Source organism: Flagellimonas alvinocaridis (assembly GCF_004916895.1).
Lineage (GTDB): Bacteria > Bacteroidota > Bacteroidia > Flavobacteriales > Flavobacteriaceae > Flagellimonas > Flagellimonas alvinocaridis.
On sequence record NZ_SNTZ01000018.1, the window covers coordinates 1 to 23223 of the forward strand.

The 23223-nt window shown below is 41.7% G+C and carries 23 protein-coding genes; 16 read left to right on the forward strand and 7 right to left on the reverse strand.

Annotated elements, in window-relative coordinates; all coding sequences use genetic code 11:
- Positions 1-280: 280 nt before the first annotated feature.
- From EZV76_RS16235 to EZV76_RS16245, 3 genes are read left to right on the forward strand one after another with little or no spacing between them, the layout of a single operon-like run.
- Entirely contained in the window at positions 281-907 is a 627-nt protein-coding gene (locus EZV76_RS16235; protein ID WP_136567588.1) for a conjugal transfer protein TraK, read from the forward strand.
- Entirely contained in the window at positions 888-1802 is a 915-nt protein-coding gene (gene traM / locus EZV76_RS16240) for a conjugative transposon protein TraM (RefSeq protein ID WP_136567589.1), read from the forward strand. Before EZV76_RS16235 ends, traM begins: the two co-directional genes overlap by 20 nt.
- On the forward strand, positions 1799-2587 hold the full coding sequence (locus EZV76_RS16245; RefSeq protein ID WP_136567590.1) for a DUF4138 domain-containing protein: 789 nt from the start codon (positions 1799-1801) through the stop codon (positions 2585-2587). The genes traM and EZV76_RS16245 overlap by 4 nt, the downstream gene beginning before the upstream one ends.
- Positions 2588-2680: 93 nt before the next feature.
- On the opposite strand, the gene nadB is transcribed toward EZV76_RS16245, so the two are convergent.
- Both nadB and nadA read right to left on the reverse strand, forming a co-directional pair.
- Positions 2681-4213, reverse strand: a complete 1533-nt coding sequence (gene nadB / locus EZV76_RS16250; protein ID WP_136567591.1) for an L-aspartate oxidase — start codon at positions 4211-4213, stop codon at positions 2681-2683.
- A gap of 5 nt (positions 4214-4218) precedes the next feature.
- Positions 4219-5145, reverse strand: a complete 927-nt coding sequence (gene nadA / locus EZV76_RS16255; protein WP_136567592.1) for a quinolinate synthase NadA — start codon at positions 5143-5145, stop codon at positions 4219-4221.
- A gap of 216 nt (positions 5146-5361) precedes the next feature.
- On the opposite strand from nadA, the gene EZV76_RS16260 reads away from it, so the two are divergent.
- Positions 5362-5811: an RrF2 family transcriptional regulator gene (locus tag EZV76_RS16260; protein ID WP_136567593.1), complete on the forward strand. Its 450-nt coding sequence runs from the start codon at positions 5362-5364 to the stop codon at positions 5809-5811.
- A gap of 12 nt (positions 5812-5823) precedes the next feature.
- On the opposite strand, the gene EZV76_RS16265 is transcribed toward EZV76_RS16260, so the two are convergent.
- From EZV76_RS16265 to nrdG, 3 genes are all read right to left on the reverse strand, one after another.
- Entirely contained in the window at positions 5824-7623 is a 1800-nt protein-coding gene (locus EZV76_RS16265; RefSeq protein WP_136567594.1) for a hypothetical protein, read from the reverse strand.
- A gap of 158 nt (positions 7624-7781) precedes the next feature.
- Entirely contained in the window at positions 7782-9647 is a 1866-nt protein-coding gene (gene nrdD / locus EZV76_RS16270) for an anaerobic ribonucleoside-triphosphate reductase (protein WP_136567595.1), read from the reverse strand.
- Positions 9648-9655: 8 nt separating this feature from the next.
- On the reverse strand, positions 9656-10105 hold the full coding sequence (gene nrdG, locus EZV76_RS16275; RefSeq protein WP_136567596.1) for an anaerobic ribonucleoside-triphosphate reductase activating protein: 450 nt from the start codon (positions 10103-10105) through the stop codon (positions 9656-9658).
- A gap of 184 nt (positions 10106-10289) precedes the next feature.
- On the opposite strand from nrdG, the gene EZV76_RS17115 reads away from it, so the two are divergent.
- From EZV76_RS17115 to EZV76_RS16325, 11 genes are all read left to right on the forward strand, one after another.
- Positions 10290-10457 (forward strand): hypothetical protein, encoded by a 168-nt coding sequence (locus EZV76_RS17115; protein ID WP_161594436.1) that lies wholly within the window; start codon positions 10290-10292, stop codon positions 10455-10457.
- Positions 10458-10606: 149 nt separating this feature from the next.
- Complete coding sequence (locus EZV76_RS16280) at positions 10607-11218, forward strand: TetR/AcrR family transcriptional regulator (protein ID WP_136567597.1); 612 nt, start codon at positions 10607-10609, stop codon at positions 11216-11218.
- A gap of 72 nt (positions 11219-11290) precedes the next feature.
- Positions 11291-12484: a TolC family protein gene (locus EZV76_RS16285; RefSeq protein ID WP_236640948.1), complete on the forward strand. Its 1194-nt coding sequence runs from the start codon at positions 11291-11293 to the stop codon at positions 12482-12484.
- Between the two features lie 7 nt (positions 12485-12491).
- A complete protein-coding gene (locus EZV76_RS16290; protein WP_136567599.1) occupies positions 12492-13397 on the forward strand; it encodes an HlyD family secretion protein in 906 nt (301 codons plus the stop codon).
- Positions 13398-13416: 19 nt separating this feature from the next.
- Positions 13417-13896 (forward strand): hypothetical protein, encoded by a 480-nt coding sequence (locus tag EZV76_RS16295; protein WP_136567600.1) that lies wholly within the window; start codon positions 13417-13419, stop codon positions 13894-13896.
- 2 nt (positions 13897-13898) lie between these two features.
- Positions 13899-14801, forward strand: coding sequence for an ABC transporter ATP-binding protein (locus EZV76_RS16300; protein ID WP_136567601.1), 903 nt, complete (start codon positions 13899-13901; stop codon positions 14799-14801).
- Between the two features lie 67 nt (positions 14802-14868).
- Positions 14869-15597 carry an ABC transporter ATP-binding protein gene (locus EZV76_RS16305; RefSeq protein WP_136567602.1) on the forward strand — a complete coding sequence of 243 codons (729 nt, stop codon included), beginning with the start codon at positions 14869-14871 and terminating at the stop codon, positions 15595-15597.
- A complete protein-coding gene (locus EZV76_RS16310; protein ID WP_136567603.1) occupies positions 15594-16700 on the forward strand; it encodes an ABC transporter permease in 1107 nt (368 codons plus the stop codon). Before EZV76_RS16305 ends, EZV76_RS16310 begins: the two co-directional genes overlap by 4 nt.
- 1 nt (position 16701) lies before the next feature.
- Positions 16702-17823 carry an ABC transporter permease gene (locus EZV76_RS16315; protein WP_136567604.1) on the forward strand — a complete coding sequence of 374 codons (1122 nt, stop codon included), beginning with the start codon at positions 16702-16704 and terminating at the stop codon, positions 17821-17823.
- Positions 17824-18191: 368 nt separating this feature from the next.
- A complete protein-coding gene (locus EZV76_RS16320; protein ID WP_136567605.1) occupies positions 18192-18638 on the forward strand; it encodes a DUF7738 domain-containing protein in 447 nt (148 codons plus the stop codon).
- Between the two features lie 91 nt (positions 18639-18729).
- Complete coding sequence (locus EZV76_RS16325; protein ID WP_136567606.1) at positions 18730-20013, forward strand: alginate export family protein; 1284 nt, start codon at positions 18730-18732, stop codon at positions 20011-20013.
- A 216-nt stretch (positions 20014-20229) separates the two neighbouring features.
- Here EZV76_RS16325 and moaCB read toward each other — a convergent pair whose 3' ends face one another.
- Together moaCB and EZV76_RS16335 are read right to left on the reverse strand one after the other, a co-directional pair.
- Positions 20230-21156: a bifunctional molybdenum cofactor biosynthesis protein MoaC/MoaB gene (gene moaCB / locus EZV76_RS16330; protein ID WP_262709772.1), complete on the reverse strand. Its 927-nt coding sequence runs from the start codon at positions 21154-21156 to the stop codon at positions 20230-20232.
- A 161-nt stretch (positions 21157-21317) separates the two neighbouring features.
- Entirely contained in the window at positions 21318-22493 is a 1176-nt protein-coding gene (locus tag EZV76_RS16335) for a molybdopterin molybdotransferase MoeA (protein ID WP_136567608.1), read from the reverse strand.
- Between the two features lie 493 nt (positions 22494-22986).
- Between EZV76_RS16335 and EZV76_RS16340 the strand changes: the two genes are divergently transcribed.
- Positions 22987-23223 (forward strand): hypothetical protein, encoded by a 237-nt coding sequence (locus tag EZV76_RS16340; protein ID WP_136567609.1) that lies wholly within the window; start codon positions 22987-22989, stop codon positions 23221-23223.

Sequence of the window (23223 nt, forward strand, 5' to 3'; positions counted from 1 at the left end):
ACAGAATAGATATAAAAGGAGAATCGATGAGAAGAAAATTAAAAAATAAAAACTAAGTTTAACCCAAGGATAGATCAAATCTGGGCAGTTCGTTTGCTATGGTCAGTTTTATCCGGCGAAGGTGGGTCAGTTTACCCGGCTTATCCAGATTGGGGGAGTGAATTCTTTGCTTCGATCATTGAACTGGGTACCATTGGGTTTATCGTATTTCTGAAGTTTAAGCTCTATAGACGGGCCACCCGTTTCACCTTACGATTGTTCACCGGATAATTGATTTTATATGAAAACACCTTTTAAAAATATACAATACCACTTGCGGTTGAACCGCTGGGTGGTCCTATCAGTGATCAGCACTTCGGGATTGGTGAGTATCCTTTCCCTGGTCATGGTCTTTCAAATGCACAGGGATGTCCTTGACCATGCCTTTGTGGTCAATGGGCAAGGGGAGGTGATCCCTTTGTCCTGGGCAGACCAACGGGAGAACAGGGAAGTGGAGGCCCTGGCCCAATTGGAGCAATTCCATCAATGGTTCTACGGGGTGGATGCAGGAAGCTATCAGCGGAACATGGAAAGGGCCCTTTGGTTGGGCAATGCCTCCGTCGACAATGTCTTTCAACAGAAAAGGGCGGATGGGTTCTATAATAGATTGCTCCAATATTCCTTGGTCCAAAAGGTGGTACGGGTGGATTCCAAAATTGATATGGGACAGGAGGGTTATCGTTTTCAGTGCCGTATCATGATCGAGGTCCACCGCGGGAAGGTGACGGACTCCTATGAACTATTCACTTCGGGCCAATTGGTCGAGGTGGAACGGCGTTTCCCGCACAACCCCCATGGACTGTTGATCACTGACTTTTTTGAAAACTCACTACGTAAAATGGAAAATCATGAAGCTACAGAAAAATAAGATCGTTTTTGCGCTGGTCCTGGTCGGAGTGGTGCTGTTCATTACCATCTATAGCATTATCACCTTAGGAAAGGACAAGAAAACGGAATTGAAACCGGACCGTATCCCCATGCCCGATCTGGAAGGGGTCACTGTGGAATATGAATCCAAGATGGAGGCCCTCGATGCCATCAAGGAGGAACGGGAGACCACGGCTCCCCAGCTGTACCCTGACCATCTGGTGGATGAAAAGGGATACTTCAACCCAGATTATATGGAATATGAAAAGCACCGCATCATTGATAGTGTTTACCAATCCAAGCGTTTTGTTGATGTTTCCCAATTGCAAATAGAAGATACCCCTGTGTCAAAAGATAGTGAACCTGAAAAGGAAAAAGAAAAAATGGAGGAGTTAAAGAAACCCATATCCACCCAAGAATTGGCATTGAACCACCAACTCTTTTTTGCCTCCAAGCCAATCCTTTCCAAGGATGTTGGCGATATGAAATTGTTGGCCTATGTGGATGGGGACCAGACCCTCAGGGAAGGCCATCGATTGGCCATGCGATTGGAAGCGGATGTTGAAATCAATGGGAGGACCCTTGCCAGGGGTACCCGGGTCTATGGTTTTGTAAAGATACGGCCCAATCGGGTCACGGTGGAAATTGACCGGGTCGATGATTTCCATATGAAGCTTCAGGCCCATGATCTTCAGGATGGACAGGCGGGCATTTATGTGGAGAACCACCTTAAAGGGGAAATTGTGCAGACCAGTATGGATGAGACCCTTGGTGGGGTGAACTTTCCCGGTTTACCACAGTTGGGCGGTATCAAACGCATCTTTCAACGGGACCGTCGGGCCATTAAAGTGGAAGTATCGAATAAGTATCAAATCATGTTAAAACAGAGGTTATGAAAAGAAGTGGTTGGGCACTGTGTGCCGTGGCAATGGTTTTCTTCAATATGGTCTGGAGCCAAAGGGGCCTGGATACGATTTATGCCAATGCATCCAAGAATGTGACCCTGTTCTTTCCAAGTCCCATACGGCAAGCCATTGTGGGCAGTGAACATTTTGTATTTTCCTATGATAGGGAAGAGGCAGGCTATTTTGGATTGTTACAGGGTGTGGAAGGTGCTGAAAGCAATCTCTTGGTAATAACTTTGGACCACCAGGTATATACCTATATCCTGAAATACGCCAAGGAACTTTCCCAATTAAACCATTTTGTGCGGGAAGTGGATGGGATCGGGAAGATTGGACCTGTAAAGCAATTGCAGGCGAAAGAGGATTCCATGGTTGTTGGGACATCCCATTATAATAGGTTCAGCAAGTTGTTGCTCGATGCAAAACCAAAGAAAATGATGACCAAGCGTAAAAAGGATATCCGGCTTCGGTTGGAGGATATGGTCTATAATAGGGGGGAGGTGTATCTGGTCTTTGGGATACGGAACCGATCGGGCATCGATTTTGAGGTGGAACGTCTGGACGTCTTTCAGATCAATGGAAGAGCAAAGCGAAGGGCCTCCTATCAGGAAATACCTTTGGAACCCATTTATGGGCATAATGTTCCGAAAAGAATCAAGGATGGGGAGATGGTGCGGTTTGTTTATGTCCTGCCCAAGTTTGTGCTTGGGGATAAGGAACGGTTGAAATTGGTCTTGGAAGAGCTGCACGGGAGTAGGCGCATGGAGTTGAGATAGTAGGTTTATGGGAAGATGTTAAAAAGGGTCCTGGAAGGCGACCTGCTGCTGGTTAGTTCGGTGAAAGTATTTTTCAATCAGAGGCTTGTTTGTTCATGTTCGAATCTGGTCCTCATTGTAATACCCTCCTTTGTTCTCCTTTCGTTGAAGGGATTGCGATACGATCAGTTGGGCAACAACTATCATATTTGCCAGCTCATGGAGGGAAGGGTTCACCACAGATGTGGATAACAATCTATTGACCTTGTCCTGAAGGGCTTCCAATTGTAGGACGGCTTCTTTGAGTCCGATGGTGTTCCGTACAACCCCGACCTTATTGTGCATCAAGTCTTGTAGGTCTTGGACATATGGTTTGATCAGGTCAGGTTCTATGGGCAAGAAACTGAATTTGTTCTCCCTTGTTGGAATTTTTTTTGGTGCAGGCTCTAACGGACGGGAACTCAAATAGGAGTGTGTATTGTGGGCAAACACCAAGGCTTCCAACAATGAGTTTGACGCCAACCTGTTGGCTCCGTGAAGTCCGGTTCTCGAACACTCCCCACAGGCAAAAAGGTTTTTGATTGAGGTTTTTCCATATGCATCCACTGTAATACCGCCACATAAATAATGGGCAGTGGGTACCACGGGTATCCAATCTCTGTCAATAGGTATATGATGTTCCAGACATTTCCCATAAATTGTTGGAAAATGTGATTTTAAAGCGTCGGTGTCCAAATGGGTGCAGTCCAAATAGACATGGGTTTGCCCTGATGCCTTTAGCTCAAATGCAATGCTCCTGGAGACCACGTCCCTTGGTGCGAGCTCCCCCCGCTGGTCGTGGTCCAATAGGAACCGATGGCCCTTTGTATTGATAAGATGGGCCCCAAAGCCCCTGACCGCTTCAGAAATCAAAAAAGATTGGCCTTTCGTTGGATTATACAATGCCGTCGGGTGAAATTGGACAAATTCCATGTCCTGTACCAAAGCACCGGCCCTATGGGCCATGGCAATACCATCACCGGTGGCAATCTTAGGGTTGGTGGTATGTCCGTAGATTCTGCCAATGCCGCCAGTGGCCAAGAACGTTGCCCGTGCACCGATGACCTCTATGGTCTTGGTAAGTTGGTCATAGAGATAGGCTCCCAGACAGGTCGATTTCTCCATGATCAGGTCTAGGGCAAAATGATGGCGCCACAGGACGATGTTCGGGAGGGAGTGCAAACGGTTTAATAGGATGTGTTCTATTTCGGAACCGGTGGCGTCCTTATGGTGGAGTATCCTCTGTACAGAATGGCCACCCTCCATCCCTAGATGGGGGTTTCCGGCGGGGTCGCTATCAAAGCGCACGCCCCATTCGATGAGCTCACGTATCCGTTCCGGTCCCTGATGAACCACCATTTCCACGATTTTGGGGTCACATATCCCATCACCTGCCGCTAGGGTGTCGTCGATGTGCTTTTTAAAGGAATCCTTGTCAAGGTCCGTGACCGTTGCCACACCTCCCTGGGCATATTTGGTATTGCATTCCCGTGCATCTGCCTTGGTGGCGATAAGTACCTTTCGATCAGGAAACCTTTGGGCCATTTTGATGGCGAACGACAATCCTGCAATGCCAGAACCAATGATCAAGTAATCCACTGGTACCATTTCGTTTAATTTGAAAGTTCCAACATACGTTCAATAGGGACCGAAGCCTCTTTTATTAATGCTTTGGAGAGGTCGATCTGCGGCGCTTCTTGGTATAGGCAAACGTATAGTTTTTCTAAGGTATTGACTTTCATAAAAGCACATTCGCTACAACCACAGGTATTGTCCTCATGGATAGGGGCGGGTATCAACTGTGCCCCAGGGACCTCCTTTTGCATTTCATGGAGGATGCCGGCTTCCGTGGCCACAATGAACTTGCCCTTGGGAAACTTCCTGGCATGGGTAATCATTCCTGCGGTAGAACCTATGTAATGGGCAATCTTTAAAATGTGCGGCTCGGATTCAGGGTGCGCCATGATCAGGGCATCGGGATGTTTTCTTTTAATTTCGAATAGCTTGTCCATACTAAAGGCCTCATGGACAGTACAACTCCCGTCCCAGAGCAATAGCTGCCTACCGGTTTGTTGGATCAGGTATTTGCCCAGGTTTTTGTCCGGGGCAAAGATGATGGGGCGGTCGGAGGGAAGGGCCCTAATGATTTTTTCAGCATTGGAGGAGGTGCATACGTAATCGCTCATAGCCTTGATCTCTGCCGAACAATTGATATAGGTGACCACTATGTGGTCAGGATGTGCCATTACAAAACTTGCAAAAGCTTCTGGGGGACAGGAGTCTGCCAGGGAGCAGCCAGCAGCAACATCGGGCAAGAGTACCTTTTTGTCCGGGTTTAGGATTTTGGCTGTTTCTGCCATGAAATGTACACCGGCAAATACTATGATATCAGCATCGGTATCCGCCGCCTGTTGAGAGAGACCCAAACTGTCACCAATATAGTCGGCGACTTCTTGGATTTCGGGACGCTGGTAATAATGGGCCAGTATAACGGCATTTTTTTCTTTCTTGAGATGAAGAATTTTACTCTTAAGGTTCATGATTGTAAACTGTTAAGGAGGATTGTTTTAATTGGATGGGGGTATCTTGGGATTTATGCTCCACTTTCTTAATACATGGATAATCGCCACAAAACACAGGTATTTGTACTGTAGGTAAAAATGGGGGACTAAAGGATATTTTACTATGATGAAAGTCATAAATTAATGATAAAACTATCTTTTTATTAACTTTGTACGTTTCCCATCACCCTAAGTATGCTAACAAATTCATGTAAATATGCCATTAGGGCAGTAATGTATTTGGCCATGAACAGTGACCCCGATAAAAAAGTTGGGGTAAAAAAGATAGCCAGTGAATTGGAAATACCTCAAGCTTTTTTGGCGCAATTGTTGAGAAACCTTACTAGGGATAGATTGGTCTCATCATCCAAAGGACCTGGAGGTGGTTTTTTTCTGGATGAAAGGAACAGAAAAAAATCTCTTTGGGATGTGATCATAAGCATTGATGGAACATATAAGTTTAATGAATGTTTTATGGGTTTGGCCGAATGTGATGAAAAAAAACCATGCCCCGCTCACGCTGTTGTCGCACCATTTAAAAAACAGCTGTTAAGGGACTTTAAGGACAAAACGGTTACTAAACTTGTCGAAGAGTCCGAAAAGAATGGCACGGTAATTTCTTTGAAGGATTCGGTGATTAAATGACAGATCATGTGTTCATGTCTTTAGGTTCAATATTTGTTCCGTTGTACGGGCCAAGCTATGTTCGTAATCATGCAATGCTTTTAAAATCGATACCCTATCTTTTTTAAAGGTCTTGTTGGATTCGACGAATACACTACGATAATAGGCAATTCCTTTTTTCAAGTTTTCTGAGAAGGAAAGTAAATAATCTATTTTTTTATCCGGATTGGATGTTTCGGTCTCTTTCAACTTGGTTTTTAAAAGCGTTACATATAAGTGGAGTTCTTTAATGAACATATTGGGACGATCTGTTCTGTCTATCAGACTTGATTCACCATAAATATGCCGGGTCATTTCCCTGAGTCCTGTGATCTTGGAAAAGTAGGCCATATTGGGGCCGGGACAAATGGAGACCCCTTTTCCTTCGGTCTTGGTATCCAAACCATACTTTAATAGGGCCGAGGTTCCCAGGCCTACACAGGCACAGGATTTCTCGACGATTTTTTCATAGGTCTCTTGATATTTTTCAACTGGTAGGTCCATGTTTTCCAGTTCCTCCAATTTGAGGTGCTGATATTGACGTGAAGCAGTGCATATGCCCTCATTGGTGAATTCTTTGTTCAAGGCAACATATTTTTTTGGGCATGGACTTCCCGGCCTGCCTTTTGCAATATGCCCCTTTTTTTCCAAATCCTTGGTATTTCCTTTTAGACTATTGAAAGGTACGCCCAAAGGGGAGATATTGCTCAAATAGAGATCTTTTTCTTTGGCTTCGGATAGTTTTGCCATCGTTTGATCATCCACAGTGGTAGCTTCCGGTACCAGAAGAAATGGAGTTCCCCATCCCACAGAGTCCAGTTTGTAGTGATCTAAAAGAAATTGATGTTCTTCCGCAGTTCCCACGCCACCTTGGGCCGAAATCTTGACCGGTAGGGGGAATCGGGGCACATTACGTTTTTTTTGTGATAATGCCTGCACCAGAACAGAATGGGTTTCTGTTATCAGGGCCTGTTTCTGGTCACGGAACTGTGCCAATATCGGCCCTATGAGATGACCTTCCGTGGCAAAGGCATGCCCACCACAGTTCAATCCCGACTCTATTCGATACTCCGATACCCAAAGTCCTTTTTTGGCCAGGAACTTTCCTTGGATCAGAGCGGATCTATAATCACTCACCTTAAGGGTTATTTTCTTTTTAATGAATCCCTTTTCATTTGGAAAGAAATCTTCAAATTCCTCAATGTAACCGTATAATCTAGGGTTCATTCCCGCAGAAAAAACTACGAACGAGTTTAGGTTGCTTTTGGCAAAACCCCGAAGCGCGGCATGGGCATCATTGTAAGTTTGTCCCAAGGATACTTTTTTGCGATAATTCTCCCTATCCAATTTGGTCATGATGTTCACTTCGATGTTTCCCATGGAAAGGTTGTTGTCAATAAGGCGTTTGAGCGAATTTAAATCACAAGCACTGAGTTCCCATGCTTTGAACCGTTTCTTCAGGGAGGAGGTGTTGGGCAACATATCCAAATATTGCTTTAACCCCTCACTCATACCATGGGTGATATCTTTTATCTGTTCGAACTTCTTTTCTGCATGTTCTTTGATGAGATCGAGATAGGATTTGATTCTTCTTGCCCGGAAATCATGCATGTTTTCACTGATCTCGTGATAGGGAATTTCAAATCGCTCGCAATACATCTTTCTCATTTTTTCCAATAGAATATCATCCACCAGTGAAATGGACGAGTCTATGCCAAAAGGTGCAACTTTCAGTGGGGAGTCTATCGTAAATGCAATTCCCATTACAGGGATATGGAAGGAATGTACTGTCATAAGTTGATTTTATATTGTGGGCTTATTCGCCCGGTTTGATAAAATGTATGGATTATTTAATCTTATGGAGAGAGCAGAAATGGCTCATCGGAATCTTTGTGGAAAGAATGTGTTGAGCCACTATGAAAAAGGTACACTTTTTCAGTGTTAAAAAGTGATCAGATTCTCATTGCTTTTTGGTCTTCATTGGTTTTTTGAGTTTCCGAAAGGATATTGGTCCTTTTGTCCATCAATTCCCGTTTGCTGTCTTGCTGTAGGTGATAATGTCTCAGCGCATGTTCTTTTTGTCTGCCCGAACTGAAATTCGAAACCCGTTTTAGATAGCCAATGACCCGGGTGGCATGGTCCACATTGTGCGAGTTGCACGAACTGCACTCCCAAAGGGTCCGTTTGTCAATATGGGAGCAATCATTGCATATGGTGATGCGGATGTTAAAACAGAAGTAGTTGCAACCTGCCCTGGCAGTGGCATGGATCAATTTTTTGAAACCTTCTTGGTTTGGGGTTTCTTCAAGGTTGAGATGGAGGGCCGATCCCCCATCCAAATATTGGATGGTCTCCTTCCCGTGGAGGATGATTTTGTCCAAGGCATTGGTCCGCTCGTCCTCCACCGCATAAAAATAGGAATTGTAGCAGTCCCGTGGAACAATGAGGCCGTCCTCCCGGTCCCATTTGGCGTTTTTGACCCCCAAGTTCTCTGCTGGGACAAATTCGGTATTGAACATATAGCCAAACGTTTCCCGTGCCTTTCGGTTTTCCGTATAGATGGCCTTGAGATAACGGTTCACGAAATCTTTGTAAACTTTATTGTTGCCCACCTGTATACCCTGACTTTCGGCAGCCTCGACCATACCGTTGACACCTACGGTAAGGAATTGCTTGTCCAAGGAGATCAGACCGGCATTGTAAACGGGCAACATGCCCGCTCTTTCATAATCATCGATGAGCATTCTGAAGGCGACTTGGTACTTATGGACTTTTCGGACCTCTTCGACAATATCCACACCCTGCTGTACCAAACGGTTCATATTCAACGTGATTACATTGATGGAACCCGTGGCAACGCCACCGGCACCAAGGGAATAACTGAAGGTATGGTCGCTGATCTCATTGCGCAATCGACAGCAAGAAGCAAGGCTGTCGGCGTTTTCGGATTGATAGATGAAAAAGGAATTTCCCTTGCCGAGTTCATATGCGCACATATCAGTGAATTCCGTATCAACGGGAACCCCATCCTTGATCAACATGGCAGCGGTGACCACGGGGAACGTCAAGACGGCTTTGTTGCGCTCTTCGTTGAACCATTCCATGAAGAAGGATTGGAGCCTTTTTACACTTTCCCAGTCGGGCCTGTCCAGATCGGGGAACACAAAATCCCCGAACATGTTGTCAAAGTATGGCTTGTCATAAATGGAAATATTCCAGAAGACGGACTGGTAGCCCCTTGCTGCGGCCGGTTGGTTGATCGCATACACCACATGCTGCAAATGGTTGGCAATGGTTTTTTTATGGGTATCCAGATAGTTGGGTCCATAGTCCTTGATCGCAAAATGATCAAAGTACATTAGGAACTCCACCGTGGCCAATGCCCCCGCAAATTGGGAACTGACCGCAAAGACCAGATTGACGAACTCCCCACAAAAGCTTTCCAAGTGCTTTGGGGCCAGACTTTCACCGCCCAGTTTGGTCAACCCGTCCAACAGGAAGGGGTACATGCTGATCGAGGCGCAATAAGGTTTAAGGGAGGTCTCATCATGGACATAGATTTCATGGGCCTCTATCTGTCTTACGTACTCGTTTGCAAGATCACTGCCGAACAATGAAGCAATCTTTTGTCGGATCAGGGCCCGGTTCACCTGAATGTTAATGTCCTTGTTAAGTTCGGCCTCCATAGTGGCAATGTTCTTGGAGGTGACATTGGCATTCGCATCTACTTTGGAACCGTCCGCGGCATTGCCGGAATGCAGGTAATGGTCAATAAAGGCAATTTTTTTGGCAATCTGATTGTCGGTTAGCCGTATCATATCGAGAATTATTTAGGGATGAATAAATGGTTCAGTGGTCTATAGGTTACAACTTCCCTGAAAACTTGGTTGGTGGTCTTCCTGTCGAGGCCTCCAAGGTTTTTGTCCCACTTGCCGGTCTTAACGAAGGTGAGGTGTTCAAGGATTGAAGGATGCACTTGTTCCAGCCCGGTATATAGGCAAGTTTTATAGCCCTGTTCTCGGGCATATTTTAACAAGGATATAAGCTCCTTTGGATGCCATTCCCCGCCCATGAAGAGTACACAGCTTGCAAAGCCCTTATATTGCCCTAATCGCTTCTTGAAAATTGTGGAAGTGAGCCGGGCCCCATGTCCCTCTTTCCATAAATATGGTGAATGGCAGCCTTTGCAGCGCAAAGGACAACCAGAGATGGAAAAGCAGAGACTGATTTCCCCGGGAACCTCTTGGAGCACTACTTGAAAGTCATGATAGAACATAAATGGCTGTTGGTTTTGATCCGGTATAAAATTAGAGCAAGGATTATCCGGATTTTGACCCATAGCTGAAAGTTATAAAAAGACTTATTAACAATAAAATGACCTTTTTATCATTTATTATTATGGAATGGATTCAACACATAAAACCTAATCAAAGGGTGGGATAAATTAATATAAGAAGCAGTTGGGTGAACTATTGGCTAGAGCATTTGAATCCTTTGCCGAGGAAAATGAGGAACGGAACAATCCAAACGATTATAGTTTTGAAAGGGAGATCCTCTTGGATACGAATAGTTGTTTGAACCGGACCATGTTTGTGAAAGTCAAGGGAGAGGTTGATAGTGGAATTTAAAGAGCAAACCCTTGCACAAATGGAACATTTTGAGGGGTTCGTATTGTCCTTATCGTCTAATGTTACACCATTAGTTTCTTGACTCATACTTAAGCCTGAAAATATTTTGTACTTTTGTTAACCAAATGGTTAAACTTAATGGTTGAATTATGGCAAAAAACAAAGACAATAAAACAGAGGAACAAATACTGGAAGCAGCTCAAGAAGTGTTTGAATCTAAAGGAATGGATGGTGCCAGAATGCAAGAAATTGCAGATAAAGCTAGTATCAATAAGGCCATGTTGCACTACTATTACAGAAGCAAGCAACTTTTGTTTGAAGCTGTTTTCAAAAAGGCGTTTACCTTATTGGCACCGCAGCTTAATGCCATACTTAATGATGATTCAAGCTTGGAAGACAAAATCAAAAACTTTACCCATAACCATATCAGTTTCATTTTAAAGCATCCTTACTTACCAAACTTCATCATTCAAGAGCTTAACAGAAATCCGCAGTTCATTGAAAAAATAAAAACCAATGTCGCTTTTCCCAATATTGACAAGTTTAAGGAGCAAGTAAAAAATGAAGTGGACAAAGGAACCATAAAACCTATTAGCGCAGAACAATTGTTCATCAACATTATATCCCTAAATATTTTCCCCTTTGTTGCCTCGCCTTTAATCAAAGCCTTTACAGATGCTGATGACAAAACCTTCAAAACACTTATGGAAGCAAGAAAAAAGGAAGTATCCGATTTCATCATTAATTCCATTAGAAAATAATTCTCTATGAAAACTATATTTATATATGCATTAGTTCTGTTAACAACATGTTTTGGCTACAGCCAAAGCACAATGAGTTTACAAGAGTGTTATGAAGGTTTAAATACAAATTATCCACTTGTTAAACAGCGTGCTATTTTAGATAGTCAAAAAGAAGCAGAACTTTCGGCTATTACAGCCAAAACGCTACCGCAATTTAACCTGAATGCCCAAGCCACCTATCAAAGTGACGTTACGGAAGTGCCTTTGCCAAACACGGGTATCGAACCTTTGAACAACGACCAATACCGTGCTACCCTGACGGCCAACCAGTTGATTTTTAATGGCGGAAAAATCAAGGCAACACAAGGGCTTCAGAATATTGCAACCGATAGAAAAAAACAGGAAGTTGAAGTCAATCTGTATCAATTGAAACAACGTGTTAACCAACTGTATTTTTCAATTCTTCTGATTGATGACCAAACGGTACTATTGAATGTAAGGGAACAACAGTTACAGAGTAAACTAAAGGAAGTGAAGTCTGGAATAGAAAACGGCGTGCTCTTACCAACTTCAGATAAAGTTATTGAAGCCGAATTGCTTAAAATCTTACAGCAAAAACAAGAAGCCGTCAATAATAAATCAAAATTGATAACCTCTTTATCTGCATTAATTGGGGTTTCCATTTCAGCTGAAACAGAATTCCAAAAACCTTTGGTCTCAATGAACGAAAGTTCTGAATTGAACAGACCCGAATTAGGTTTGTACAGCTTACAAAAACAAGAGATTGAACAGCAACAAAACCTACTATCAAAATCATTGGTTCCTGAACTCAACGGTTTTGCAACAGGCGGTTATGGCAACCCAGGCTTGAATATGCTGAAAAACGACTTTACCTCTTATTACATTGTAGGCTTAAAGTTAAACTGGAATGTGTTCGACTGGAACGGCAATAAAAAACAGAGACAGGCACTGGACTATTCAAAAGAATTGATAGACAATCAAGAAGAAGTTTTTAAGCTGAACACAAACACCGCTTTAAATGAACAGCTCAAAGAAATTGAAACCCTTGAAAACACCATTGATATAGACCAACAGCTTATGGTTTTGCAACAGGAAGTTGTGGCCACTTCGGAATCCCAATTAAAGCATGGTGTTATCACAACCTCTGAATATGTTACAGAGCTTACCAAATTGCACGAAACAGAAAATGTGTTCAACCAACATAAAACCCAATTGGAACTAGCCAAAGCCAATTACAACATCCTTAAAGGAGATACTAAATAGAAGAACGATGAAAACAACAAGAATAAAAATACTAACTGTACTAACTATTGCAGTTTTGCTAACCGCTTGTAACAGTAATGGTGATAAAGCAGATGGCTACGGTAATTTTGAAGCTACTGAAGTAACCATTTCCGCAGAAAACACAGGAAAACTAATGGCTTTCACTATTGACGAAGGCACTGTTGTAGAGCGCAATCAATTAATCGGTTATATAGACACCATTCCCTTGTACCTCAAAAAGGAACAGCTTTTGGTTCAAAAAGATGTCATTAATTCCAAATCCAAAGGCGTCTTGTCGCAAATTGACGTGTTACAGGCTAGACTAAAAACCGCCAATATCAACAAAACCAGAGTTGAGAACCTAATTAGAGACAATGCCGGAACTCAAAAACAACTGGATGACGTGCAAGGTGAAATAGACGTAATCAAAAACCAAATACGAAGCGTTGAAATCCAAAATGCACCTATGGTAAACGAACTGAAAACGCTTGATGTGCAATTACAGCAAATAGAAGACCAAATTCAAAAAAGCAAAATCGTTAATCCAATAAACGGAACGGTGCTATCAAAATATACCGAAGCCAACGAGATAGTAGCCTTTGGAAAACCACTCTATAAAATTGCCGATTTATCAACAATGGAACTGCGTGTTTACGTAAGTGAAACCCAATTGGCCAAGATAACGATAGGTGAAAGCGTTTCCGTCAAAATCGATGACCAAGAGGGAATGAAAACCTATGAGGGCACCATCAGTTGGATAGCTTCAGAAGCGGAGTTTACCCCAAAAATCATCCAAACCAAAGAAGAACGCGTTGCCTTGGTTTATGCAGTAAAGGTTCAAGTAAAGAACGATGGTAGTTTGAAAATTGGAATGCCCGCCGAAATGTGGTTAAAATCAAATGAAAATCAATAACTATTTAAATCTAGAACTTATGAAAAGAACAACACTCATGCTATTTGCAGCAGCACTATTTATTGCAAGTTGTAAAGACCAGCCAAAAGAAAACAGCACAACTGAAACCAATAAAGTTGAACACACAGAGCAACATTCTGAAAGTGCTGTAATTGATAATAACTGGATGAACAACATAGAACTGAACAATGGTGCTAGATGGGAAGCAAACCCAGAAACCAATGAAGGTGTCGCCAATATGAAATCAATTTTAACACAGAGTAACCCTAAAGAGTTGAATGAGTATCACGAGATTGTCAATGCCTTGAATAAAGAGAAAAACTATGTCATCAAGGAGTGTTCCATGAAAGGCCCTTCACACGATAATCTTCATGTATGGCTACTTCCTTTAATTGAAAAAATTGATGCTTTAGAAGAGGCTAAAACATTGGATGAAGCACAACGCATTTATAAGAGCATTGAGCAAAATGTAAATGCCTACGACGAATATTTCGAATAAACATGGGCATTACCGTATCCAACATATCAAAATCCTATGGCAAGGTAACTGCCTTATCGGCTATTTCTTTTGATGTAAAGCCCGGTGAGCTTTTTGGGCTCATTGGGCCTGATGGCGCCGGTAAAACCACCTTGTTTCGCATCCTAACCACCTTGTTGATAGCTGATAAAGGACAAGCTGCCGTAGCAGGTTATAACGTGCTTAATGATTACAAATCCATAAGAAAAAGTGTTGGCTACATGCCTGGGCGATTCTCATTGTATCAAGATTTGACCGTAGAGGAAAACCTAAATTTTTTTGCTACCATCTTTGGAACAACCATTGAAGAAAATTACGATTTGGTAAAAGATATTTATGTGCAAATAGAACCTTTTAAAAATCGTAGGGCAGGCAAATTATCAGGCGGTATGAAGCAAAAACTGGCATTGAGCTGTGCGTTGATACACAAACCCAAAGTATTGTTCTTGGATGAACCTACAACCGGTGTGGATCCTGTGTCCAGAAAAGAGTTTTGGGAAATGCTAAAACGGTTGCAAAAAAAAGGCATCACCATTTTGGTGTCTACCCCTTATATGGACGAAGCCGCCCTATGCGACCGCATTGCGTTAATTCAAGATGGTAAAATCCTGGAAATTGATTCACCAAGCGCTATTGTAAGCCATTTCCCTAAACCTTTATACAATATCAATGCTGACAATATGTACGGTCTTATCGAGAGTTTAACAAAGTATGAACATACCTACAGTATTTTTCCTTTTGGTGAATTTGTACACTATACAGACAAGTGGGACTCTATGGATAAGGAAAGTTTAAAAGCCTATTTGGAATCACAAGGGCTTACGGATATTCACATAGAAGAAACCCAGCCTACCATAGAGGACACCTTTATGGAATTAGCCAAATAACTGTCCGTTCGAGCGTAGTCAAGAACCAAAAAATATTTTGATTGTGCTCAAGGCGACAAAATAAATTATGAAAAACAAAAACGTCATAGAAGTTGAAAATTTATCCAAATTGTTTGGGGATTTTGCTGCCGTAAACAACATCAGTTTTCAGGTTAAGGCAGGTGAAATATTTGGCTTTTTAGGAGCTAATGGCGCTGGCAAAACGACAGCCATGAAAATGCTTATTGGTATTTCATCGCCTACATCGGGAAAGGCAACGGTTGCCGGTTTTGATGTTTATAAAGAAGCTGAGTCCATTAAAAAGAACATTGGCTACATGAGTCAAAAATTTGCTTTGTATGATGATTTGACCGTAAAAGAGAACATTACTTTTTTTGGTGGCATCTATGGACTATCTAAAAAGCAAATAGACCAAAAGCGCTGCGAATTGGTTGAAGAATTAGGGCTTAAAGAAGTCACCAACAGTCTTGTGGCTTCATTACCCTTGGGATGGAAGCAAAAGTTGGCCTTTTCGGTTTCGCTTTTGCACGAACCCAAAATTGTCTTTTTAGATGAACCTACCGGCGGCGTAGACCCCATTACCAGACGCCAATTTTGGGAAATGATTTACAAAGCCGCCCACAACGGAACGACCATTTTTGTAACGACCCATTATATGGATGAAGCCGAATACTGCGACCGTGTTTCCATAATGGTCAATGGTAAAATTGAGGCGCTTGATACCCCAAAAAAACTAAAAGAGCATTATAAAACAGACACCATGAACGATGTGTTTTTAAAACTGGCTAGAGGATGAAACGATTTGTAGGCTTTGTACGAAAAGAGTTTTATCACATTTTCCGTGACAAACGTTCCCTGTTTATTTTGTTCGGGATGCCCATTGCCCAAATATTACTGTTTGGTTTTGCCATTACCAATGAAATCAATAATGTAAATATTGCCATTCTAGACCAAGCCAATGATGTTACCTCTAAAGAAATAATAAATAAAATAGCCTCTTCAAAACACTTTAGTATTGTAGATGTTATTCAGCAAGAATCATCCATAGAATCCATATTCAAAAAAGGAAAAGTAAAAGCCGTAGTTCAATTTGAAAATAACTTTGGGAACAATCTCATTAAAAAAAAACAGGCCAATGTACAGGTACTTACCGATGCTACTGACCCTAATATGGCCAGTACCATCAGTAATTATATTTCGTCAATACTTAAAAAATATCAGCAGGAATTAAACAAAAATAGCACCATAGATTACCAAATCATTCCGCAAAGTAGAATGGTATATAACGCCGAATTGAAAAGTGTTTATATGTTTGTTCCTGGGGTAATGACGGTTATTTTGATGTTGGTATCGGCAATGATGACGTCCATTTCCATCACCCGGGAAAAAGAACAGGGCACTATGGAAATTTTATTGGTGTCGCCCTTAAAGCCTTTTCAGGTGATTATTGGCAAAGTATTTCCCTATATATTCCTATCGGTTATCAATGCCATCGTTATTGTGCTGTTGAGTATTTTCGTTTTTAATGTGCCTGTTAACGGCAGTTTATTCTTATTGGGCGTTGAAAGTGTGTTGTTTATCATTACGTCATTGGCTTTAGGTATTTTAATTTCAACCATTTCGGCAACACAGCAAACGGCCATGATGATTTCCCTAATGGGTTTAATGCTACCTACCATTTTACTGTCAGGATTTATTTTTCCCATCAGCAGCATGCCCTTACCGCTTCAAGTTATCAGCAACATCATACCCGCAAAATGGTTTATCATTATCGTAAAAGGCATCATGCTAAAAGGCATTGGAATTGGGTATATTTTTAAAGAAACCGCAATTCTTGTTCTCATGACCTTGCTGTTCATAGGCATAAGTGTAAAGAAATATAAAATCAGGTTGGAGTAAGATGAACATTATACTGTATATCATTCGAAAGGAGTTTAAGCAAATCTTTAGAAATAAAGGCATGCTACCCATTATATTTATTTTACCGGTGCTGCAATTGGTTATTTTATCCAATGCGGCAACCTACGAAATAAAAAACATACAATTTGGTTATGTCGATGCCGATAATAGCAGTACCTCAAGAGGACTCATAGAGCAATTTGAAGCTTCAACCTATTTCAATGTTTCAGAAAAATTTCCTTCCGACAAGGAAGCTTCGCAGGCCATGCAGGAAGGTGCCATTGATGCGTATTTAAATATCCCAGTCCATTTTGAACGCGACCTACAAAAAGACAAAACAAAGGCTCTAGGCGTTATTATTGATGCTATTGACGGTTCGGCAGCAGGAGTGATCAATGTGTACATAACCCAGATTATACAGCACTACAATAAAACTATTGTAACCGATTTGGTACAGGTTTCAGATATGGCACAACAGCCTGACAGCATTGACAGCATTCCTTTATTTTGGTACAACCAGACCTTGAATTACAAAACATTTATGGTGCCGGGTATTCTGGTTTTATTGGTTACCATGATTACGTTGTTCCTTTCAGGGATGAACATTGTGAGGGAAAAGGAAATAGGCACCTTAGAGCAAATCAATGTAACGCCCATAAGAAAACATCATTTCATCATTGGAAAATTGTTCCCATTTTGGGTATTGGGTATGGGGCTGCTCACCATTGGTTTAATACTTGCCAAAGTTATTTTTAACACACCCATGCTAGGAAATTTGGGACTGCTGTATGCCTATACTTCAGTTTATATATTAGTGATTTTGGGAATGGGACTTTTTATCTCAAATTTTACTGATACACAGCAGCAAGCCATGTTCATTGCCTGGTTTTTTGTAGTGATATTTATATTGATGAGTGGTTTATTCACCCCCATTGAAAGTATGCCAAAATGGGCACAACTACTTACAGAATTTAATCCTATCAAATACTTTGTGGAGATCATACGAATGGTCATGCTTAAAGGTTCTGGGTTTACCGATATTTTTCCATTGGCCATAAAAACACTGGTCTATGCCATAATAATGAACGGTTTGGCGGTTTGGAGTTATAAAAAAACGAGCTAAAGGTGGATCGTCGTATTAAACATAAAAACAAATTGGTCTCCAATGGATCCCTATTTATTGTAGGTGCCAATTTTTCGTATGCTATCCTTTACATGACTGCGGCTTGTGATTTCATTACAAGAAAGCTGTGGGCTATCAAAGTCTTACTGATTACCTTGACTATTCTGTTGTTGGCTTTTTGGGGTTGCTTATTTATATTATTCAGGAAATCTTTATGAGGCTAAGACAGTAGGTGCAATGGTTTTTAGGATTGTCATCACCATCATTTTTATTGGAATCATTAAAAAAATAGTTAGAAAAGGATTATTTTATAAGGGATGCTATTAAGCTATTAGGTGAATAGAAAATTAATAAACCCTTATCTGAATATGGGAATATTTGATTGGAGGAATCCAAAGAATAGAAAGAAAAATCGAACCATTACCGTGGAATGCAATCCTAATGAAGTTCGTATCAATGGTATTGAGATCATCTTTCCCACCAATTATGGCGAGCTCATAGGAGTTTTAGGCGAGGCTTCACGTATCGAACCCATAAAGCAAACCAAAAATGAGGTGTATTTATGGGACGAACATGGTATATATTGCTCCACAAATGACCCTGAAAAAATGCTTATGATATTGTTTGTGGAAGACAACAGATATGGTCTGGGATACCAGCCCAAACAAAATTATACCGGAACTATTTTGATCGATGGAGCTCCAATTGAAACCAATATTGACAATGTGGGTTTGAATCGACCTTATATGCTTCGTTCCATAATCAAAGATGACAAACAAGTTGCCGTGGCCTTGGGATGGAATCCAAGCGTATAGATTTTAGACATGGACCATTACATGACAAATGTCAGCTTAATTACCGGTTAATTGGTAAATCTTTGCAATAGGAAATTAAACTTTTGGTATTATGGCCCATAAAAAAACCTGTATAACCCTATTTATACTTTTAGCTTTGGCTACTTTGAATATCAAGGCACAAAGCCTAAGTGTTGATGCGGACCTAAGGGCCCGTTTTGAATATAGGCACGGTTTCAACAACCTTTTTCCTGATAATGCAGAGCCTGCTGCTTTTGTGAATCAAAGAACACGTCTCAATATTGGTTACAATGCTGAAAAACTGCAACTTTTTATGGCAGTACAAGATGTGAGCATTTGGGGCGATACCCGCCAAATCTTACCCGTGGATGGCAATGATTCCTTTTCTTTGTTCCAGGCCTGGGGGCAGATACAACTTAATGAAAATTGGTCCACTAAGTTAGGGCGACAAGTCATCTCTTATGATGATGAACGTATTTTTGGAGGTTTGGACTGGGCCATGCAGGGACGCTTCCATGATGCGGCCATACTCAAATATAAAAGCGATGATTTTATACTGGATGTCGGTGGTGCCTTTAGCCAGGAAAGGGTGCGCAATGAGGGCAACGACTTCGGCATTCAAGGTTTTTTTACCTATAAGTCCATGCAATATGCCTATGTAAAGAAATCCTGGGATAAAAGTTCGGCCAGTTTTTTGTTTCTCAATACGGGATTTCAAAATTATACCGGGGTAAACAATGATCAACCCGATGGCGTTATGTATAGACAAACCACGGGTTCGCACTTTACATTTCCCGTTGATGCGGTTAATTTTGTAGGAAGTGCATACTATCAATTTGGCAAAGCCAATGCGAATACGGACTTAAATGCCTATCAAATTGCTTTGGAAGCTACCTACAAACCGAAGGAGGTCTGGTATGGAGTCGGATTTGAAATGCTGAGTGGTACCGATCAAGAAGGGGATACGAAGAATAGGTCTTTCTTTGCACTGTATGGAACCAATCATAAGTTCAATGGTTTTATGGATTACTTCTACGTAGGTAATCATGCGAATAATGTCGGTCTCAACGACCTATATGCAAAAGTTGTGGTCCCAACCGGGGAAAAATCGAATTTATTGGTAAAGGGCCATTATTTTGCAGCAAATGCCAACCTAACTGGGGATGCGGACAAATACTTGGGAACCGAGGTTGATTTGGTATATACACAGCAACTCATTGCCCATGTAAAACTAAATGTGGGGTACTCCCATATGTTCGCTTCAGAAAGTATGGGGCTGATAAAAGGCGGAAGGCCCAATGACAATACGAACAACTGGGGTTGGGTGCAATTGATCATCAATCCCAACCTGTTCAAAACAGTTTTAAACCCCTAAGCCCTTTGGTTTGAATACCCCCGAATAATAAGGTGTGGTCACCAGGGTTGGCCGCACCTTTATTGAGGCCCCAGAGCTATCTTTCTTGATGTTGTTTTGTTTAACGCCATTCTGTTGTGTTTGTCCTTTCTTAAAAGAATAGATGGTCAAAAAATAGCGTTAATAGGTTTTTTTGGGAATTGGCCGTTTCGCCTAAAGGTTTGCTGTTGGAGGTGTTTACTTTTTTAGCTCGTGCCGCGCACCTTTTAATATCCTGAAAACGTGCAATACGGATGGAAAAATGGCATCCATGGATTCCTTGGCACCATTCGTGGAGCCCGGTAAGGCCAGTACAAGCGTGTTTTTTATGGTTCCGGCAATACTTCTCGAGAGCATGGCATGCGGCATACGGTCTTGGCCATATTTACGAATGGCTTCCTCGATACCTGGAATTTTTCGATCTAAAAGTGGTTGTAAAGCTTCGGGAGTTATATCTCGTTGTGATAAGCCGGTTCCACCGGTATAAATAATTAAATCAATTCCCTTGGCTTGATAGTATTTTGCTTTTTCCCGAATAATTTCCTTCTCATCGGGAACAATGATATAGTCCTCCACATTTACTTCACAGGCCCCAAGTTTTGCCACAATGGCCTTACCGGCATTATCTTCCTTCTTGCCTTCAAAAACCGAATCGGAACAAACAATCACGACCGCCTGAATATCACGTTTAAATCGATCTTTAAAACTCGATTTGCCCCCTTTTTTTTCAAGTAGTTTTATGGTATGGATCTCAATTTCCTTGTCGATGGGCTTTAACATATCATACATATTCAAGGCTACAACACTGGCTCCGTGCATCGCTTCCACTTCCACTCCTGTTCTATAAATGGTCTTAACGGTGACCAATACTTGGATTTCAAGTCCGTTGATTTGGTACTCAATATCCATATATTCAATAGGTAAAGGGAGGCAATCGGGAAGCAACTCCGATGTTTTTTTTATCCCCAGCAAACCAGCGGCCTTGCTCATTGCAAAAACATCGCCTTTGGGTACTGCATGGTTTATAATGGTATCCATGGTTTCTTTCCTGCTTAGTTTTACAATGGCTTGTGCGGTTGCAGAGCGCAACGTATTGTTTTTATGTGTGATATCGACCATATCTATTTCGTATTTATTTTTTGTTGATGGATTGCCCTGGAATAGGTTGTTCCAAAAACGGGCATCTATGATTTAATGACCAAAATTTTCGGCCCATACGTTCTTTTTTCCGAGATTCGACTGAACCATTTTTTATCACATATTCGGCCATGCTCAAATTCTGCCGATCAAGGGGTCAGTATGACTTTAACGGGTTCCCCTTGAGTGATCTGACCGGTATTTTCCGGTAAAAACACCAAAGCATTGGCAACGCCGAAAGATCGCAACATTGCAGAGCTTTGTCCACTCAATATTTCGACTCCATCAGCCAACACCCTTGCTTTTAAAAACTGAGGTTGATTTCCCTTTGGTATATAATCCTTTATGATAGGCATTGTAATCCTTTCGAGCTGGGTGACGGATGCCCCTTCAATTTGTTTGAGCAGAGGGAATACATAAATATAAAAACAACTTAATGCCGCAGCCGGATTGCCAGGGAGTGCAAAAATGGATGTGCTCTCTTTTTTTCCAAAATACAATGGTTTTCCAGGTTTCTGTTTTACCTTATAAAACACTTTCTCGACCTTAATGGCCTTCAGTGCCTTGCCGACATAGTCATAATCGCCAACGGATATACCCCCCGTAACTAAAACTATATCGTGGGTTTCCATGGCGTTGAGCAAGGCCCCTTTCGTGTTTTCAAGTTCATCTTTGACCGATACCGAGGAAACATTTTTATAGCCTAACTCGGTTAAAACCGCTGTGAGCATTGCTCCATTGGATTCATATATTTTTCCTTGGGGTAGGAGTTGTCCCAGTGGCACCAACTCATTACCAGTGATCACCAAGGCAACCGATGGCTTTAAATGGACCTTAACGGTTGTAAATCCAAGGCTTGCCAAATACCCGATGTGTGCGCCTTTGAGAGTTGTGCCCTTTTTTAAAGCGATTTCTCCCCTATGAATTTGCTCCCCCTTGGGCCGGATGTTCAAATCTGCTTCTATGGAACCCTCAACGGAAATATATCCTTGGTCTTGAATGATTTTTTCCTGCATTATTACCGTATCGGCCGAATCGGGAACAGGAGCACCGGTAAAAATACGTACGGCTTCCCCCATTTTTAATGATAGGTTCTTGTTATCCCCCGCTTTTATTTCACCGATAACGCTGTACGAATTGTTTTTGCCAATACGAAGCGCATAGCCATCCATTGCGGATTGTCGGAACGGGGGCATATCAAGCGTTGAGATTATGTCTTCTGCAAGCACAAAACCCAGTGCTTGCGGTAAAGCCATTTCTTGAACAGCTGTTAGGAATGTGCCATTCTTTTCGATGAGCTCGAGTGCTTTGTTTACGTCAATCATATTAAACGGGCTTTTCAAGTTTTAGGAGTGCATTATATTCAGATAGGTTTAAGTTGTCCTTGGAGACAACGGGGACACGTTCACTATTTTATGATCGTTCTGTGTGATTGGAATGCAAATGGCAACTTTTTTTTGATGGTATTGACGTCTGTATTATTTGGTATTACATCTGACAACAAATCAAATATTCCTTATTGATACCCAAGCCTATAATTTCGGTCCGATAAGGAACCAAAATGTTCAGTAGGGGCGTCCACCCGTCCTAACCGTGATTTCCAATTTCCAGTTTGGCCAGGAAAAAAACAACATGCACGGAAAACCATTTGGCACAAGCAAAAACAATATATCCAAACAAATATAAAGCGATTGTTTTTATAAAATTACTGACTTTTATCATGGTTTTTTTTAAGTTGTGTCCTGATTTTTGATATATTGTTAAAACCCTTAACAAGTGAATAATTACACTTTGCTTTCTGAACAAAACCAATAAATAATGCCAATCAAAAGCTATCTGGCCCACGCCATCACTGGAAAAAAGACGGAATTAATGCATGCTTTGAAGAGCATGGAACAATGTGAAGTGGTCCCTGCGGAGAATCAAGATGTGTTGGCATTGGTAACCGATACGGCCAATGAACAGGAGGACGAATTGCTCAAAGAAAAAATCGAGGCCATAGAAAGCCTTAAACTATTGTCACTCGTTTCCGGATTCAATGCACCTCAAAAATAA